A 15,733-nucleotide genomic window follows, 5' to 3' on the forward strand; every position below is an offset into this window, starting at 1 on the left:
GCGGCGAGGGTGAGGACAGTAGATGCCACGATATGTCGATCACGACGCCCGGCGCACCGAGATAGCGCGGGCGGTGTGCGAGTTGATCGCCGAGCGGGGGATCGAAGCGGCGACTCTTCGCGAAACCGCGGCCCGTGCTGGGGTTTCCATGGGAGCAGTGCAGCGCGCCTTCTCGAAGGATGGCATGTTGCGGTTCACGCTCGACCACATATCCACGCAGATCAAACAGCGCGCCACCGAACGTATCGAAGCATCCGGTGCGCCCGGGTCGGCCCGCGTGTTGTTGACGGTGACACTACAGGAGCTCGCCATCGCCGATCCCGAGCAGTGCGCCGCGGCGCGGGTGTGGCTGGCCTTTCTGGCTCACGCAACGACACATGCGGAGTACGCGGAGGCCATTCGAACCGCTCACCGTGAGACACTGGAGCTGATCATCTGGTTGATCGAATACGGTCGCGGCATCGGCGAATTCCGCGACGACGTAGATCCCGAACCTACAGCGCGCGGCCTGCACGCGCTCATCGATGGCTTCACACAGCACGCCGCACTCGGTCATGCCGTGGGTATCCGCGAGCTCATCGAACATGCTGTCCGGCCGCTGTGCCCTTGAGTGCGATTCCCCTCATATCGTGGAGGCCTGACCATAGAGGAAAGGCCAGATGGCGGAGAAGAGCAAGTTCGATCGAGAGTTCTATGAGGGTGCGGTGCGGATCGTACGGGAGACCGGGCGTCCGGTGGCGCAGGTTGCCCCCGAGTTCGGTGTCAGACTCGAGACGGTGCCGCCGGCGAGCGGTTGAGCGAGTCCGAACGCGAGGAGGTTCAGCCCACGGGTGTAGCCGAGTGCCTTGATCTCCCGAAACAGCTGTCTGACCGGCACGCCAGGCTCGGCGACCCGCCGGGCCCGCAGGTGGTCACGATAAGGATCGACCAGCCCAGGTCCGTATCGAGGCGGACGACGCAGCGAATCCGGCTCTGGCGCACGGGAATACCGCTTCACCGTGTTCAACGCCAGCCCCAGCCGGCGGGAACAGTCCAGCAACCCGACACCGGAGTCGATCAACTTGGATGCTGTCGACGATCCCGCCGGGCAGTTCGATCTGGCCGGAGGGCCGCACAAAACTAACGCCGATAGCCCCGGGCCGTCAAAGCAGCTCCCGCCAACCGTCCACGCCATCATCTTCGTTCGTCGAGACCCGTTATTGACAGCAAATGGTCGAGCTGTCAACGTATCGGAGCACATCGGGGTACGTGATCGGCTCGGTGCTCCGGTGCCGGCGAATCGGAGAGTGCTTGATGGGGTTTCTCGAACCCGACCTGCCTGTGGTCGATATGGCGGAGTGGAGCAAGGGCACTCGCAGTGAGCGGATCCGGCCGATGGCGCGGCACTGGGCAGAGGTGGGATTCGGGACGCCGGTCGCGCTGCATTTGTTCTATGTCGGCAAGGTCTGTCTCTATATTCTCGGTGGCTGGCTGATCGCGTTGGCCACCAAGGGGATCGATGGATTCGCGGATGTCGATGCGTGGTGGTCGGAGCCGATCGTCTTCGAAAAGGTTGTGCTGTATACGCTGCTGTTCGAGGTGGTCGGTCTCGGGTGCGGGTTCGGTCCGTTGAACAACAGGTTCTTTCCGCCGATGGGTTCGATTCTGTATTGGTTGCGGCCCAAGACCATTCGGCTGCCGCCATGGCCGAGCGTAGTACCGCTGACCAAGGGGAACAGCCGTTCGCTGGTGGATATCGGGCTGTACGCAGCGCTATTGGTGATGACCGTGGTCGCCTTGCTATCCGACGGAACCGGAGCGGTGCCCGAGTTGGATACGACGGTCGGGCTGCTGCCGGTGTGGCAGATCGCGGTGATCCTCGGCCTGCTGGCGCTGACCGGGTTGCGCGACAAGGTGGTATTCCTGGCGGCGCGCGGGGAGGTCTATGCCACGCTCGCGGTTACCTTCCTTTTCGCCGCCGATATGGTCGTCGCCTCGAAGCTGGTCTTTCTGGTGATCTGGATGGGCGCGGCGACATCGAAGCTGAACAAGCACTTTCCGTTCGTGGTGTCCACGATGATGTCCAATAGTCCGGTGTTCCGGCGAAAGTCGCTCAAGCGGAAGTTCTTCGAGAACTTTCCCGACGACCTGCGGCCGGGTCGTCTGTCCCGCGTTTTCGCCCACGGCGGTACGACCGTCGAGATGTGCATTCCGCTGGTGCTGTTCTTCTCCCACGGTGGCTGGCTGACAGCGGTCGCCGCATTCGTGATGGTGTGTTTCCATCTGGCGATCCTGACCGCCATTCCGATGGGTGTTCCGCTGGAATGGAACGTCTTCATGATCTTCGGTGTGCTCGTATTGTTCCTCGCGCACGCTGATCTCGGCCTCGGTGATCTGCACCACCCGGCTCCGGTGGTGCTGCTGTTCCTGGTCATCGCGGGCATCGTGATCGCTGGGAACCTTTTCCCGCACAAGATTTCGTTCCTACCGGGCATGCGTTACTACGCCGGTAACTGGGACACCACGATGTGGTGCATCAAACCCTCCACCGCCGGAAAGATCGGGCGCGACATCGTCGCGATCGCCAGCATGCCGCAGGCCCAACTGGAACGGTTCTACGGCAAGGACCGCGCCCAGATCCCGATGTTCATGGGATATGCCTTCCGCGCCATGAACACCCACGGCCGCGCCCTGTTCACCCTCGTGCACCGAGCCATGCCACCCGGCCGCGAGGACGAATACACCCTCACCGACGGCGAACGCATCTGCAGCACCGCCCTCGGCTGGAATTTCGGCGACGGCCACATGCACAACGAACAACTCATCACCGCCATGCAAGAGCGCTGCCACTTCGAACCCGGCGAAGTCCGCGTAGTCCTCCTGGATGCCCAACCCATCCACAAACAAACCCAGTCATATCGCCTGGTCGACGCCGCCACCGGCGAATTCGAACGCGGCACAGTAAAAGTCGCCGACATGGTGACCCGCCAACCCTGGGCCGACGACGTCCCCGTCCACGTCATACACACCGACCGCGACTGATCGGATGGTCGCGCCTGCGGATCGTCACTCGAGCCCGTTGAACGGGCGCACGCCCGCTACCCGTGGGTCCAGTTCCGTTGGTCCCGCGCTCTCGGCGGCGCGATCCGCTCAGCGGCACTGTCCTGCGACGGCCGCCACTGGTACGTATCGTTCCTCGTCGAGGACGGCATAATCGCGCCGGAACGGCACGTGAGCGCGGTATGTCCGGTCTGAATCCCCCGGCTTCAGGCGCAGGGAGGAAGTCGAGTAGACCTGTACCGAAGCGACATCGACCAGGAGATAAGGCCATGAATGTCAGTGCGGGACGCGGTGAGCCGTTGGTGCTGTTGCACGGTGTAGCGATGTCGGCGCGTGTATGGGATCCGTTGATTTCGCAGTTGTCCGCCCGATACCAGGTGCTCGCACCGACCGCGCTGGGGCATCGGGGTGGGGCGGTGGTGTCGCGGCGGCCGGCGCGGATCACCGACTTTGTCGACGAGGTCGAACGTCTGCTCGACGAAAATGGTTGGGCGACAGCACATCTGGTCGGCAATTCGCTCGGCGGGTGGACCGCCATCGAGTTGGCGCGGCGGGGTCGTGCACGTACTGTCTGCGCGCTCTCACCCGCCGGATTCTGGGATGCGGGCGGAACCGGGCATGCCGATTCTTCCGCCACCATCGCGCGCAACGTCACCTTCGCGCGCCTGACCCGGCCGCTCGCACCGCTGACGCTACGGTCATCGCTGGTGCGGCGGTTGGCCTTGCGGGTCATCGCCGAACACGGCGATCGCCTCGAATCATCGGCCGCCGAGGGCATCGTCGCGGATCTTCTCGGCTGCACGGTCACCGATGATCTGCTCAATACCAAAGATGCGATCGCGGAGTTCGAGCGGCTACCTTGCCCGATCACCGTGGCCTGGTCGCAGGCCGACCGTATCTTTCCGGTAGCGGTCAATGGCGCGATCGCCCAGCAGCGCCTACCAGGTGTCACGTTCGAGGTTCTGCCCGGTGTCGGGCACGTCCCCATGATCGATGACCCGGCGTTGGTCCTGCGCACCATCCTGACCTGCACCAGCGAGGCTCCGTCTCCGGATGATTCGCCACCGGAGGTGAGGGGGCCGGAGCGCGCACCTGGTCCCGTTCCTCATCCGAAGCTGTAGCGGACGCCGGTCAGTTGACGACGCCGTATCCGCGGCCGGGCAACTCCGATGGCTGACCCTGGCGCGCCGCGCCCGCACACCTGAGACCGAGCGGTGAAACTGTCGGTAGTCACAAACGTGAGACAGGGAGGCGACATGCACTGGGATCAGATGTCCGCAACGCCCGATGACCTCCGCGAGCGGGTGATGCGGGGGCGTCGAAGTGCCGGGCAACTCGGGGTGCTCGGGTCGATCATCGCGGCGGCGGAAGGTTCGTGGCTCGGTGCGATGGATACCGACAGTCGGGGGGCGGCCGAGTTGCGAATGCACCTCGCCGGGCGTTTCCGCCTGACCGCGGTCGTGACGAGTGCCGGAAAGTTCGATCTCGTGCAGCTGACGGGACCGAGCGCCGATCGGGTGCTGTCGTCGAAGCCGTCGATGCGGCGCGGGTGGGATACGGATCAGCGCATGCCCAAACAGCCGGACTGGCTGGATTACGTTGTGGGCTGGGTGATGTACGCCAGTGCGGAGGTCGACCGTCGTGCGATCGTCGAGTGGCGGCTGGCCGGTGCCGACCGGAAGTTGGCGGCAATGAACGACACGGTGGACAACCTGCGCGCCAGCCTCCGGGAACGCGAACAGTTGCGTGATGAGCTGGCCGCCGAGGTCGCGGACTTGCGCAATGAGCTCGAATCCCGCACCGGGAGTTAATAGTCGTTCCCACCGGTGGCAGATGGTCGCCCGTCCAGACATACTCGACGCTTGACATGACAACGTCGGTGAAAGGTGTCCGGGCATGACCATCGGCCCGCTGACTGCACTGGTACTGCTCGCCGCCGGCCTGCTCTTCGTGACGGCGCTCGGCCTCGGAGTGTGGAAATGGTTGGCGATGGTCGGCGCACCCGATGGCCGGGCGCACCCGTACGTCGATATCGCGCACCGCTCGGCCCTGCTCTATTCGTTCGCGACCGCGATGATCGCGATCTTCGTGGAACTATCCGACTGGCCCGCCGCCGTCAACGCGACCGCGGCCACTGTGCTGATCCTGATGTTCGTCATCACCATCGCCAACTACATCAACCACGGTATCCGCCGCGACACCGACAACCAGATGCACAATCCGCCGCCGGCCATGCGCTGGGTACTGGTCGCACTGATCCTCGGCGAAATCGGCGGATTCTGTGTCCTGCTAACAGGATTCGCCGCCGCGCAATTCTTCTAGTCACGCGACCCCGATCGCAGGAAATCGTCGCGGGGTTCGACACACGCTAGGCCATCAGCTTCGCCGCCAGCGACTACCTTTGCCCCAGCGGAACTCTCGGGCGTGTTCTGCATGGACACCACGGTGAGCGCGCCCGCCGCTCGCCGCACCCGATCCTCGTTGTCATCATCGAGCACCACCTTCGCCAGCGCGCCCGCGATGAATCGCGTCCGCCAGGCACCTCTGGTGTCAAGTGGTGCTCGGCGCGTCGAATACTTGTGCCGCAACCAATTTTGCGGCACAAGGCCAACTACTACGTGGTGGTCTGCCGCCTCGGCAGCTTCCAGCCCGGTCGCGGGAAGTGGCAGGTGTAGCCGTCCGGATAGCGCAGCAGGTAGTCCTGGTGCTCGGGCTCGGCCTCCCAGAACTCGCCGGCCGGGGTCACCTCGGTGACCACCTTGCCGGGCCACAGGCCCGAATCCTCGACATCGACGATGGTCTCGAGCGCGACGCTCTTCTGCTCGTCATCGAGATAGAAGATCGCCGAACGGTAGCTGGCACCGATGTCGTTGCCTTGGCGGTCCTTCGTCGTCGGGTCGTGGATCTGGAAGAAGAACTCCAGCAGCGCCCGGTAGTCGGTCTGCGCCGGGTCGTAGATGATCTCGACGGCCTCGGCATGGCCCGGGTGATTGCGATAGGTGGGGTGGTCGTTCTGCCCGCCGGAGTAGCCGACTCGCGTCGAAATCACTCCCGGCTGCTTACGGATCAAATCCTGCATGCCCCAGAAGCAGCCGCCGGCCAGAATCGCCTTTCGCGTGTCGCTCATGACTCCGCCTCGCTGGTGCTCGGCTCCGTCACGACCGACAGGTCGGCTGTGCTGATTGTTCGCTCGCTCATGCGTCCTCCTTAGTGAACAAACTCTTGTACCGACCGTAACCTTCCGCCTCGAGGTCATCGAGGCGGATGAACCGCAGGGCCGCCGAGTTGATGCAATACCGCAGGCCTCCCGCCGCGCGCGGTCCGTCGGTGAACACATGCCCCAGATGGCTGTCACCGTGCGCCGAACGCACCTCGGTGCGGATCATCAGATGACTGAAATCCCGCTTTTCGAGCACGTTCTCGCCCTCGATCGGCTTGGTGAAACTCGGCCATCCCGAACCGCTGTCGAACTTGTCGACCGAGGCGAACAACGGTTCACCGGACACCACGTCCACATAGATACCTGGCTCGTGATTGTCCCAGTATTCGCCCGTGAACGCCCGCTCGGTCCCGTTCTCCTGGGTGACGTGGTACTGCTCGGGCGACAGCGCGTCCACCGCGGCGGGGTTCCGGTTGTATTCCTTTGCCACCTGACCTCCTCATATCGGCCCCACGTACAACCCGCGGTCCGATCCGGAAAGTCCCCGCCGACCAGCGCGTCACACTTCCGTCATTATTGCGTGGCCAGAACTCGTGCAACGTGGGTGCGAAGTCGAAAATTCACCGGTTCGTGCGGAAGGCATCGCGGAGCCAAGGCGCCCGGCGGTGGTGCGGGCGGAACCGGTCGGCCCAGCGCGGGTTCGATTCGTCGCGGCGGTAGGCAGCGAGCTGGCCCGCCATCGCAAAATGTAGGTGGGTGGCCTTGCCGATCACCTCGCCATCGGTGGCCAGGGCCTCCGGCCTGGGCAATTGCACATAGAGTTCGGGTAGGCGGCGCTCGCCGTAGACCTTGCTGTGGCCGATCGCGGCCAGCAGCAGCGCCACCAACGCGCGGGTGCGCGACCAGCGCAGATCGGCGCGCAGCCAGCGGACATCCAGTAGTCCGGCGTCGAGCCGGTCGCGGAAGGCGGGTACGGCGCCGTGCGGGTGGTAGGGGCCGTTGCCGATGAACAGGAACCACACTCGCTGCCAGCGATCGTCGAGATAGATCTCGATCGGTTCGGACCGGTGCAGGGTGACCAACAGCGCGGCAGCGAAGGCGGGCCATTTGCCCCAGCGCGCCTGCCACTTCTCGCGCAGCCGCACCAGGTCAGGATAGGCGCCGATGCTGGCGGTATTGATCAAATGCCTGGTGTGCGAACCGGTTTCGTCACCGTACTCGACGCGCGCGATATCGACCGCGACCGCCTCACCCGCACCGGTGGCATCGATCACTTCGATCAGGTCGTAGACGCCGAGATCACGGGCGAAATGGTTGAGCGTGCCGGTGGGGATGACGGCTAGTGGCAACTCGTGCCGCAGCGCCACCGCGGCCGCGGCCGCCACGGTGCCGTCGCCACCGGCGATGCCCAACGCCAGCACCCGCCCGGCGCGTTCGGCGAGCGCCCGTTCGAGTTGTTCGGCGGCATCCAGGTCGGGTTCGGTGCGCAGAACGGTGGCGGCGGGCAGGGCCGCGATGATATCGGCGGTGGGATCGTAGTTCGGATCGCCGGAAACCGGATTCACCAACACCAAAAGCCCCTCGCCCGCCTCTAGTGCGGGCGCCTCACGGACCAGCCTGGCTTGTGCCTCGTCCGATTCACGCACGGGCCACCAGCGTCGGGTGGCCAATGCGATACCGGAACCCACGGCCGCTCCGACGAGCACATCCGAGCTCCAGTGCACGCCGGTGTGCACCCGCGAGTACGCGACGGTGGCTGCCAGCGGGGCGACAACGAGTGCGGTGCGCGGACTTTCGAGCGCGACCGCGGTGGCGAATGCCGCCGCGCAGGCGCTGTGCCCGGAGGGGAAGGAGGAGGACTTCGGGGCGGGCGTCAGCCGCCGGTATGCGGGCAATAGTTCGGCGGCCGGTCGGCGTCGCGCAATGAGCGTCTTGAGGCCGAGGTTGACGGCCAGGCTCGCGCCCCCCACCGACACGACTCCGCGCAGCGCGGCCCGCCGCGGTGTGCCTTGGCGGGTGGCGAGCAGCGCGGCGCTGGCCAGCCACAGCGCACTGAAATTGGCACTCTTGGTGAGCCGAAGCAGGCCGCTGTCGACCATCGAGGCCGGCAACTCGGCGACCGCGCTGCCGACCGCCCGATCGAATCGTCCGACCCTGTAGAACTTTCGGCGTACCCAGCTACTCACCCGCTCGACCTTACCGATCGCTGCGGACAACCTGGTGCGGCTCGTGGCCCAGGGCAATGCGAAGCAGGTCATAGGTCAATAGGGTTGACCTATGACGAGCAACCCGTTCTTCGAGCCAAGTGCGCTGCCGTATGAGCTTCCTCCGTTCGCCGAGATCGGTACGGAGCACTATTTGCCTGCGTTCGAGCGAGGGATGGCGGAGCAATTGGCAGAGGTTGCCGCCATCAGCTCGAGCGGGGAGGAGCCGAGTTTCGCGAATACCATTGCGGCCTTGGAGCGTTCGGGGGCCGTGCTGATCCGGGTCTCGAATGTGTTCTTCAATATCACGGGGTCCGATTCCAGCGAGACCACCGATGCGATCGAGGCCGAGGTATCGCCGAAGCTGGCAGCGCATCGGGACGCGATCTATTTGGATACCCAACTCTTTGCACGGGTCGAGGCGCTCTATGGGCGCGGGGCGGAATTGGGCTTGGATCCCGAGGAAGCGCGGCTGTTGGAGCAATATCACATTCGGTTCGTGCGGGCGGGGGCTCGATTGGATACGGCGGGGCAAGCGCGGTTGCGTGAGTTGAATGCGGAACTCGCTGCGGCGGCTACGGAATTCGGTCAGAACATTTTGGCGCAGACCAATGGTGCGACGGTGGTCGTCGAGTCGGCAGCGGAATTGGCGGGGCTGGGGCCGGCCGCCGTGGCCGCGGCCGCGGAGAACGCTCGGGCGATGGGGCGCGAGGGCGCGTGGGCGCTTCGGCTGCAGAATGTTTCGAATCAACCCGTGCTGGCGGAACTTGCCGACCGGGATCTGCGGCAGCGCGTGATGGCGGCTTCACTGGGCCGCGGGTTGGGTGACAACGGTGCGCTCGCCGTGCGGATCGCCGCATTGCGAGCGGAACGGGCCGCGCTGCTCGGCTATTCGGATCATGCGGCGTATACAGTCGAGGATCAGACCGCCAAAACCCCTGCGGCAGTGGAGGAGATGCTAGAGCGATTGGTTGCACCAGCGGTGGCCAATGCGCAGCGGGAGGCGGCCGAGTTGGCGCAAGCCATGGGTGGGCAGGAGCTGCGCTCCTGGGATTGGCAGTTCTGGTCGGAAAAGGTTCGGGCCGAACGGTTTTCGGTGGACGCGGAGGCGTTGCGTCCCTATTTCGAGCTCGAGCGGGTGTTGCGCGACGGGGTGTTCTTCGCCGCAGAGCAGGTGTACGGGATCACCTTCCAGGAGCGCAAGGATCTGGTCGGATACCACCCGGAGGTGCGAATCTTCGAGGTATTCGACGCCGACGGCAGTGCGCTCGGACTGTTCCTCGGTGACTTCTTCGCGCGACCGTCGAAGCGCGGCGGGGCGTGGATGAACGCATTGGTCAGCCAGTCACGGCTTTTGGGGAAGCGGCCGGTGGTGGTCAACAACCTCAATATCGTGAAGCCGCCCGCGGGCGAACCTGCCCTGCTCACCTGGGACAACGTGCGCACCCTCTTCCACGAGTTCGGGCACGCGCTGCACGGGCTGTTCTCGGATGTGACGTATCCGTTCTTCTCAGGCACCAAAGTACCGCGGGATTTCGTCGAATTCCCATCCCAGGTGAACGAGATGTGGATGTCGCGACCGCACGTACTCGCCAACTACGCCAGGCATATCGAGACCGGTGAGCCGATGCCCACCGAACTGGTCGAGCGGATGGCCGAGGCCGCGCGTTTCGGCACCGGCTTCAAGACCGTCGAATACCTCGGCGCGACACTGCTGGACTGGGCGTGGCACCGCGTACCCGCACCCGAGGCGCTGGCCGACACCGATGCCGAGGCGTTCGAAGAGGAAGCTTTGCGCAAGGCCGGTCTGGCCATCGACGCGATTCCGCCGCGCTACCGAACCGGCTACTTCGCCCACATCTTCTCCGGCGGTTACGCGGCGGGCTACTACTCCTACATCTGGAGCGAGGTGCTGGACGCGGACACCGTCGAATGGTTCGACGAGGGCGACGGGTCCATCCGCGAGAAGGGCGAGACCTTCCGTCGCGAACTGCTCTCCCGCGGTGGCTCGGTGGACCCGCTCGCGGCCTTCGAATCCTTCCGCGGCCGCGCCCCCGAAATCGAACCGCTGCTGGTCCGACGGGGTCTGATGAACTGATCCCGCGCTGGAACCGGCTGTGGTGCAGCCGGTTCCAGCGCGGGATCGCTACCCGAACAAGCCGCCGAGCACGCCGCCGCTTTGTCCGGCCTCCTGACCGCCACCGGTGCCGCCGATGAAACCGCCCGGTGGCAGTTCCGAGGGCTGCACGATGACGAAGCCGCGCCCGGTGAACGACAGCGTCAGGCCCTCTCCGGTGCTGCGGCCGATGAGTCGGCCGAGGCCGAAGGAGTCGTTCCGTTTGATGCCGGTGGACAGGCTCGACGACCAGGCCACCGCGGCCTGCGGATCGGCGTAGGTCGGTTGGTCGACATTGAGGACGACGGGCGAGCCGTGCGTGGTGATGGCGATGCGACCGCGCCCGCTGAACACGCAGTTGAAGAAACCCGCGTTACTGGCGAAACCGGCTGCGCCCTGGACCCTTTGGATGTTGTAGGACAGCGATGTATCGAAGGCGAGCACATTCGAGCCGTTGATGGTGAGGCCATCGGTGCCGTCGAGGTCGACGGTGTGCACATCGGCGGCGGAATCGGCGAGGAACAGGTCGCCGCGACCGGACACCTGCATCAGGGGCACCCCCTCGCCGGTCAGCCGCTGCTGGATCGCACGGCCTATTCCGCCCGAACCGAGCGCCTTGAACTGCAGGTCGCCCTGGTAGGCGACCATCGAGCCGGCCCGCGCCATGGTCTCGCCGTTGACGGCGACCTTGATCATCTTGCCGCCCTGCTTCTGGATGCCGATGCCGTTGACCTCGGCGTGGCTCGGATTGAATAGTTCGCTCTGCATCGGCAGCGCTCCTTGCTGGGGTGCAATCGGTGGTGGCGGCGGCACGGCGCCGGACGGGGGATAGGCCGGCGGAACCGGAGCCTGATAGTGCGGTTGGGCTGGATATTGCGGCGCCGCCGGGGGCACCGGAGCCTGGTACTGCGGCTGGGCTGGGTATTGCGGCGGTACCGGAGCGGGCGGCACCGTGGCCTGCGGCTGGGCCGGAGCGGCTGGCGATGCTGTTTCGGGTTCGTCGTCGATATTCACACCGAATGCCGTCGCGATTCCGGCCAGACCGTTGTCATAACCCTGCCCGACCGCGCGCACCTTCCACGCACCGCCGCGCCGGTAGATCTCCACGCACACAACGGCCGTCTCGGTGCTGAGCCCGGTCATCGGGAAGGTCAGCGTTGCGGCATCGGATCCGATCGTCGCGGTCAGCGAACTCGCGCCCGCGAAGGTCGGCGGCCCACTGCCGTCGAGGCTGGCCGTGACCACGACCTTGTCGACGTCGGCGGGCAGCGCGGAGGTCTGCACATCGACCATATCGCCGGCACCGCGGCCGTGCCGATAGGTGACACCGGGTCCGGCCGGTTGATTGAAGAAGACGAAGTCGGCATCGGAGCGGACCCTGCCGTCGGCGCCGAGCAGCAGCGCCGATACATCGACCGGCGCTGCGCAGGTGACGGTCACGATCATCCGGTCGCCGGGCGCGGGGCGATTCTCCCCGCGTGCGAGTGCGGTCACGGCGGACCGCCCCGGTCGATATGTCCGAGTGGCATGCGATTCACGGGATCAAGTGTGTCGCGAGTCCCGTCCGATTGCCACCACCCGCGATAGATCCGGCCACGGCGGCCTGCGCAGCACCGCGAGCGTGGCGATGACCGCGGCCAGCAGACCGATCATTTCACCCATCAGCGCGATCCGCGTCGCATCGACGGCGGGTGTCCAGCTGACCGCGCCTTCATGGACCACGAACGCACCAACCGGACGCGCGCTGTGCAGCAGGCCGCCGGTCCTGGCGACGGTGATGATCGTGGTGCCGTCGGATGTTTCGTACGGTTGCCCGTAGATAAGCGAATCATCCACTGTGCGTAGTGAATTCAATTGGCTTCGAAGCATTGATTCCTCCCCTCGATGCGGAACCGGCGGTGGCGCGGCCCTCTTGGAGTATCGGCGGCACCACCAAATGTGGCAAGGCTGCCCTGCGGCGGGGTGTGGTACGAAGTTGCGGGATTGGCGGTGAGAGGCGAGTGGGTTGTCGGCGAGGCTTTTGCGGTGGTCGGTGCTGGTTGTGGTCGGTGCGGCGCTGATCACCGTGCCGGGGGCACAGGTCGATCCGGAATACCGGTTCTATCACCAGAGACTGCACTGGCACGCTTGCGGTCTCGAGGATCTGGACAAGGCCGGGGCCGAATGCGCGGATGTGCTGGTGCCGCTCGATTATTTGCGACCCTCCGATCGCACGCTGAAGATCGCGATATCGCGAGTTCGGGCCAGCGGTCCGGATCAGCGTCATGGTGTTCTGCTGGCCAATCCGGGTGGGCCGGGTGCATCGGGACTGGACACCGTGGATCTGCTCGGCGACGTGCTCACCCCGCAGGTGCGGGCCCGTTTCGATTTGATCGGTATGGATCCGCGTGGTGTCGGCGACTCCGGGCGCACGCCGCGCTGCGGATGGCCGGTCGGCGAAATGATCCATTCGGCGGGTGTGGATGCGCAAGGCTTCGCGCGTGAAACCGCACTGGCGGCGGATATGGCAGCGGGCTGTCTGGCCGATGATCCGGTGAAGGTGCGCCAGCTCACCACCCGCAATACCGCTCGCGATATGGATGTCATTCGAGTGGCGCTGGGCGAACCGAAGCTCAGCTATTACGGCGTCTCCTACGGCACATATCTCGGTGCGGTATTCACCCAGATGTTCCCGGACCGCAGCGACAGGATGGTGTTCGACAGCGCGATCGATCCGGATCGATATTGGACCGGCCTCGTTCAGGATTGGGGTGCCTCGGACGAGCAGGCGATCGATGAATGGTCGAATTGGGCTGCGGGACAGGATGATAAGTATCACTTCGGTTCGTCCCCGACCGACGTGCGGGCATGGTTGACAGAGCTGATCGTCGCAGTGGCACGGCAACCGATCGTGATCGAAGACTTCCCGATCAACGATCACTGGCTTCCCTTTCTCCTACACAACCTGGTGACCGACTTCCGGCGCAACCAAGTGCTGGCCGAAACGCTACGAGAGATCGCCGATGCGGCGGGCGGCCCTCCCGTGGCCGCGCGAGCGCCACGCTTGCAAATCGTCTTGCAGGCCTTGCGATCCGAGGAGAACTCCGTCCTCGCCCAGATCGCCTGCGGCGATGCCGCGGCACCGACGGATTCGGCATGGTATGCGGGCAATATCGAAGCCAGCCGTGCCACCCAGCCCATATTCGGTCCGCTGGCCAACAACATCCAGCCGTGCGCATTCTGGCCCAGACCCGTCGAACCCGCCACCACCGTCCGGAATTCGGTTCCGGTGCTCATCCTGCAGGCGACCGGTGATGCCCGAACCCCGTACACCCACGGCATCCGACTACATCAGCACCTGTCCGCATCCCGTTTGGTCACACTGCAGGACATCCGCATCCACATGACCTTCCGGCCGGATCTGAGCGCCTGCGTCAACAACGCGATCAATACCTACTACGCCGATGGCACCCTGCCCGCCGCCGACGTCACCTGCCACGCGGACCAGTAGGTCAACCGGGAACCACTGCCCATGAGTGATACCGCGACGCCGCATTCCACAGGAAGAAACTGTTCGTCCCCGCCGCGGCCGCGGCATCGATCTGCGCTTTGACCTCGGCATCCCCGTAGTTCACTCCAAGGCTGAAATCCTGCAGCCACGGAATGACTTTCGCGCCGGTGCCTTTGGTCTGTTCGAAGAAGTCGGCCAGCGACCGGAAAATGATGTCGTACGGCTGGGCATTGGGGTTGGTGACACCGTACTCACCCGCATTCCAGTGCGACGGGTACAGCATCGGAGCGACATAGTCGACGTACCGGGCGATCTGTCGTATGTCTTGCGCGATCTCATCCGGCCGCGTCGCAGCGATGCCGAACACCGCGGCACTGAGATTCGCGCCTTTGTCGCGCACCGGATCCCGGCTCTCGTGTAGGAACTCGGCGATGGAATCACTCGGCGTAACGGTCAGCCCCGGAAACTGCATCTGCGACAGTGCACCATCGGGCCGTCGGACATAGTCGTACATGATTCCGTCGAAGCCGAGTTCGGCCGCCTCGGTGGCGAGATCGATGTTGTACTTGCGGATTTCGGGATTGGCGAAATTGGTGAATGCGATCGCACCGTACTTGCTGGCGTACGGCTGACCGGAGGGATTCTGGATGACCCAGTCCGGATGTCCTTCGCGCCAGGCCCATCCGGCCATAGTCGGATCGCGGAAGGCCACGATCCGCCCGACCACCCGCAGATTCATATCGTGCAGTTGTCGCAGTGCGGCGCGCACATCGTAGATATCGGCGGCCGCGCCCGCCTGCCGTGCCAGCGGCACTTGCGAGTCGTAGCCGATGACCCCGTCCTCATCCTTGATATCGAGCTGAACGGTATCGATGCGTCCCTCGCGGGCCATATCCAGAATGGGATCGCGTAAGCCCTCGTATGCCCACCCGTACGCCGTGATGTGCACGGCCTTGACCCGGGGCATATCGACCGAGGTCGTAATCGCCTGCGTCGCCCTATTTCCCGCCGCGTCGACTGCGGTCACCTCCTCGCCGACCGGTGTGCGCGGCAGCGTGATCTCGAAGGTGCCGTCCGCGGCGGGGGTGACCGACTGTGTGCCGACGGAGACGTGTACCGCACCGGATTCCTTGCCGCGCAACGTGATCGGCTGACGATACGATCCGGGCCCGCCCGGCTGGGTCACCTCGAGTTTCGGCGCCTCGGTATCGACGGTAAAGGTCGCGGTAACGCCCGGACCGGCGCTGAATCGGCCGACGATTCCCCCGCGTGGGATCTCGGCGGTGAACTTGTGCTTGCCATCGGCGAGCTGACCGGGCCGGTACACCACCGAATCGCCCTCGACCGTGCCGGTCACCGTCTTGCCGTCGAGTTCGAGCCGCATATCGTTCGGGTTGTGGCCTTCGGCGTCGACGCGCAATGCCAGACCGGTCAGCGTGCTTGCCCCGACGACTCCATCCGGTAATCCGGCCAGCGCCAACCCCGCGGGTTCGGACCGATTGGCGCCGATGATCACGGATGCGATGAGGATTGATAAAGCTGCGATAACCGCCATTGCCGCCAGCCGCCACCGCCCGGTGATCCGGACCGATTTGTTCAACGCGCACACCAACTTTCATTTGTCGCTATTGCCTAACTATCTACCTCGGACAGCGCTGCCGGGCGTGGTTATACCGATTCGCAACCGAGATTCCTTGGCGCCGCGTACCGTTCGATCGGTGGTG

General features: G+C 65.0%; 14 protein-coding genes and 1 pseudogene. 8 read left to right on the forward strand and 7 right to left on the reverse strand.

What is annotated here, in order from left to right:
• The first annotated feature begins 22 nt into the window (after positions 1-22).
• Complete coding sequence (locus tag ACIBJI_RS14460) at positions 23-610, forward strand: TetR/AcrR family transcriptional regulator (protein ID WP_364349984.1); 588 nt, start codon at positions 23-25, stop codon at positions 608-610.
• A gap of 49 nt (positions 611-659) precedes the next feature.
• Positions 660-797, forward strand: coding sequence for a hypothetical protein (locus tag ACIBJI_RS14465; RefSeq protein ID WP_364350156.1), 138 nt, complete (start codon positions 660-662; stop codon positions 795-797).
• On the opposite strand, the pseudogene ACIBJI_RS14470 reads toward ACIBJI_RS14465, so the two are convergent.
• Positions 758-1,060: pseudogene (locus ACIBJI_RS14470) on the reverse strand (ISL3 family transposase); the annotation flags it as partial. The gene ACIBJI_RS14465 and the pseudogene ACIBJI_RS14470 overlap by 40 nt on opposite strands.
• 233 nt (positions 1,061-1,293) lie before the next feature.
• Between ACIBJI_RS14470 and ACIBJI_RS14475 the strand changes: the two are divergent.
• The 4 genes from ACIBJI_RS14475 (at position 1,294) to ACIBJI_RS14490 (ending at position 5,361) form a co-directional block, all read left to right on the forward strand.
• Positions 1,294-3,021 carry a DUF3556 domain-containing protein gene (locus tag ACIBJI_RS14475; protein ID WP_397084461.1) on the forward strand — a complete coding sequence of 576 codons (1,728 nt, stop codon included), beginning with the start codon at positions 1,294-1,296 and terminating at the stop codon, positions 3,019-3,021.
• Positions 3,022-3,308: 287 nt separating this feature from the next.
• The gene (locus tag ACIBJI_RS14480) at positions 3,309-4,160 is read left to right on the forward strand and encodes an alpha/beta hydrolase (RefSeq protein WP_364349989.1); all 852 of its coding nucleotides are present in this window, start codon (positions 3,309-3,311) and stop codon (positions 4,158-4,160) included.
• Positions 4,161-4,295: 135 nt separating this feature from the next.
• Positions 4,296-4,850 (forward strand): hypothetical protein, encoded by a 555-nt coding sequence (locus ACIBJI_RS14485; protein ID WP_364349992.1) that lies wholly within the window; start codon positions 4,296-4,298, stop codon positions 4,848-4,850.
• 85 nt (positions 4,851-4,935) lie between these two features.
• Positions 4,936-5,361, forward strand: a complete 426-nt coding sequence (locus tag ACIBJI_RS14490; protein ID WP_364349995.1) for a hypothetical protein — start codon at positions 4,936-4,938, stop codon at positions 5,359-5,361.
• 292 nt (positions 5,362-5,653) lie between these two features.
• Here ACIBJI_RS14490 and msrA read toward each other — a convergent pair whose 3' ends face one another.
• From msrA to ACIBJI_RS14505, 3 genes are all read right to left on the reverse strand, one after another.
• Positions 5,654-6,166: a peptide-methionine (S)-S-oxide reductase MsrA gene (msrA, locus tag ACIBJI_RS14495; RefSeq protein WP_364349998.1), complete on the reverse strand. Its 513-nt coding sequence runs from the start codon at positions 6,164-6,166 to the stop codon at positions 5,654-5,656.
• 67 nt (positions 6,167-6,233) lie between these two features.
• Positions 6,234-6,689, reverse strand: coding sequence for a peptide-methionine (R)-S-oxide reductase MsrB (gene msrB, locus ACIBJI_RS14500; protein WP_364350001.1), 456 nt, complete (start codon positions 6,687-6,689; stop codon positions 6,234-6,236).
• A gap of 130 nt (positions 6,690-6,819) precedes the next feature.
• Positions 6,820-8,385, reverse strand: coding sequence for a bifunctional phosphatase PAP2/diacylglycerol kinase family protein (locus ACIBJI_RS14505; protein WP_396955281.1), 1,566 nt, complete (start codon positions 8,383-8,385; stop codon positions 6,820-6,822).
• A 91-nt stretch (positions 8,386-8,476) separates the two neighbouring features.
• Here ACIBJI_RS14505 and ACIBJI_RS14510 point away from each other — a divergent pair, with 91 nt between their 5' ends.
• Entirely contained in the window at positions 8,477-10,501 is a 2,025-nt protein-coding gene (locus tag ACIBJI_RS14510) for a M3 family metallopeptidase (RefSeq protein ID WP_397084464.1), read from the forward strand.
• Between the two features lie 48 nt (positions 10,502-10,549).
• Here ACIBJI_RS14510 and ACIBJI_RS14515 read toward each other — a convergent pair whose 3' ends face one another.
• Entirely contained in the window at positions 10,550-12,013 is a 1,464-nt protein-coding gene (locus ACIBJI_RS14515) for an AIM24 family protein (protein ID WP_397084466.1), read from the reverse strand.
• Between the two features lie 48 nt (positions 12,014-12,061).
• The gene (locus tag ACIBJI_RS14520; protein ID WP_397084468.1) at positions 12,062-12,355 is read right to left on the reverse strand and encodes a hypothetical protein; all 294 of its coding nucleotides are present in this window, start codon (positions 12,353-12,355) and stop codon (positions 12,062-12,064) included.
• 169 nt (positions 12,356-12,524) lie between these two features.
• Between ACIBJI_RS14520 and ACIBJI_RS14525 the strand changes: the two genes are divergently transcribed.
• On the forward strand, positions 12,525-14,009 hold the full coding sequence (locus tag ACIBJI_RS14525) for an alpha/beta fold hydrolase (protein WP_364350016.1): 1,485 nt from the start codon (positions 12,525-12,527) through the stop codon (positions 14,007-14,009).
• Position 14,010: 1 nt separating this feature from the next.
• Here the strand turns inward: ACIBJI_RS14525 and ACIBJI_RS14530 are convergent, their stop codons facing one another.
• Positions 14,011-15,609 carry a putative glycoside hydrolase gene (locus tag ACIBJI_RS14530; RefSeq protein WP_397084470.1) on the reverse strand — a complete coding sequence of 533 codons (1,599 nt, stop codon included), beginning with the start codon at positions 15,607-15,609 and terminating at the stop codon, positions 14,011-14,013.
• Positions 15,610-15,733: the final 124 nt, after the last annotated feature.

Origin of the sequence: Nocardia sp. NPDC050408 (assembly GCF_044458905.1) — a bacterium.
GTDB lineage: Bacteria > Actinomycetota > Actinomycetes > Mycobacteriales > Mycobacteriaceae > Nocardia.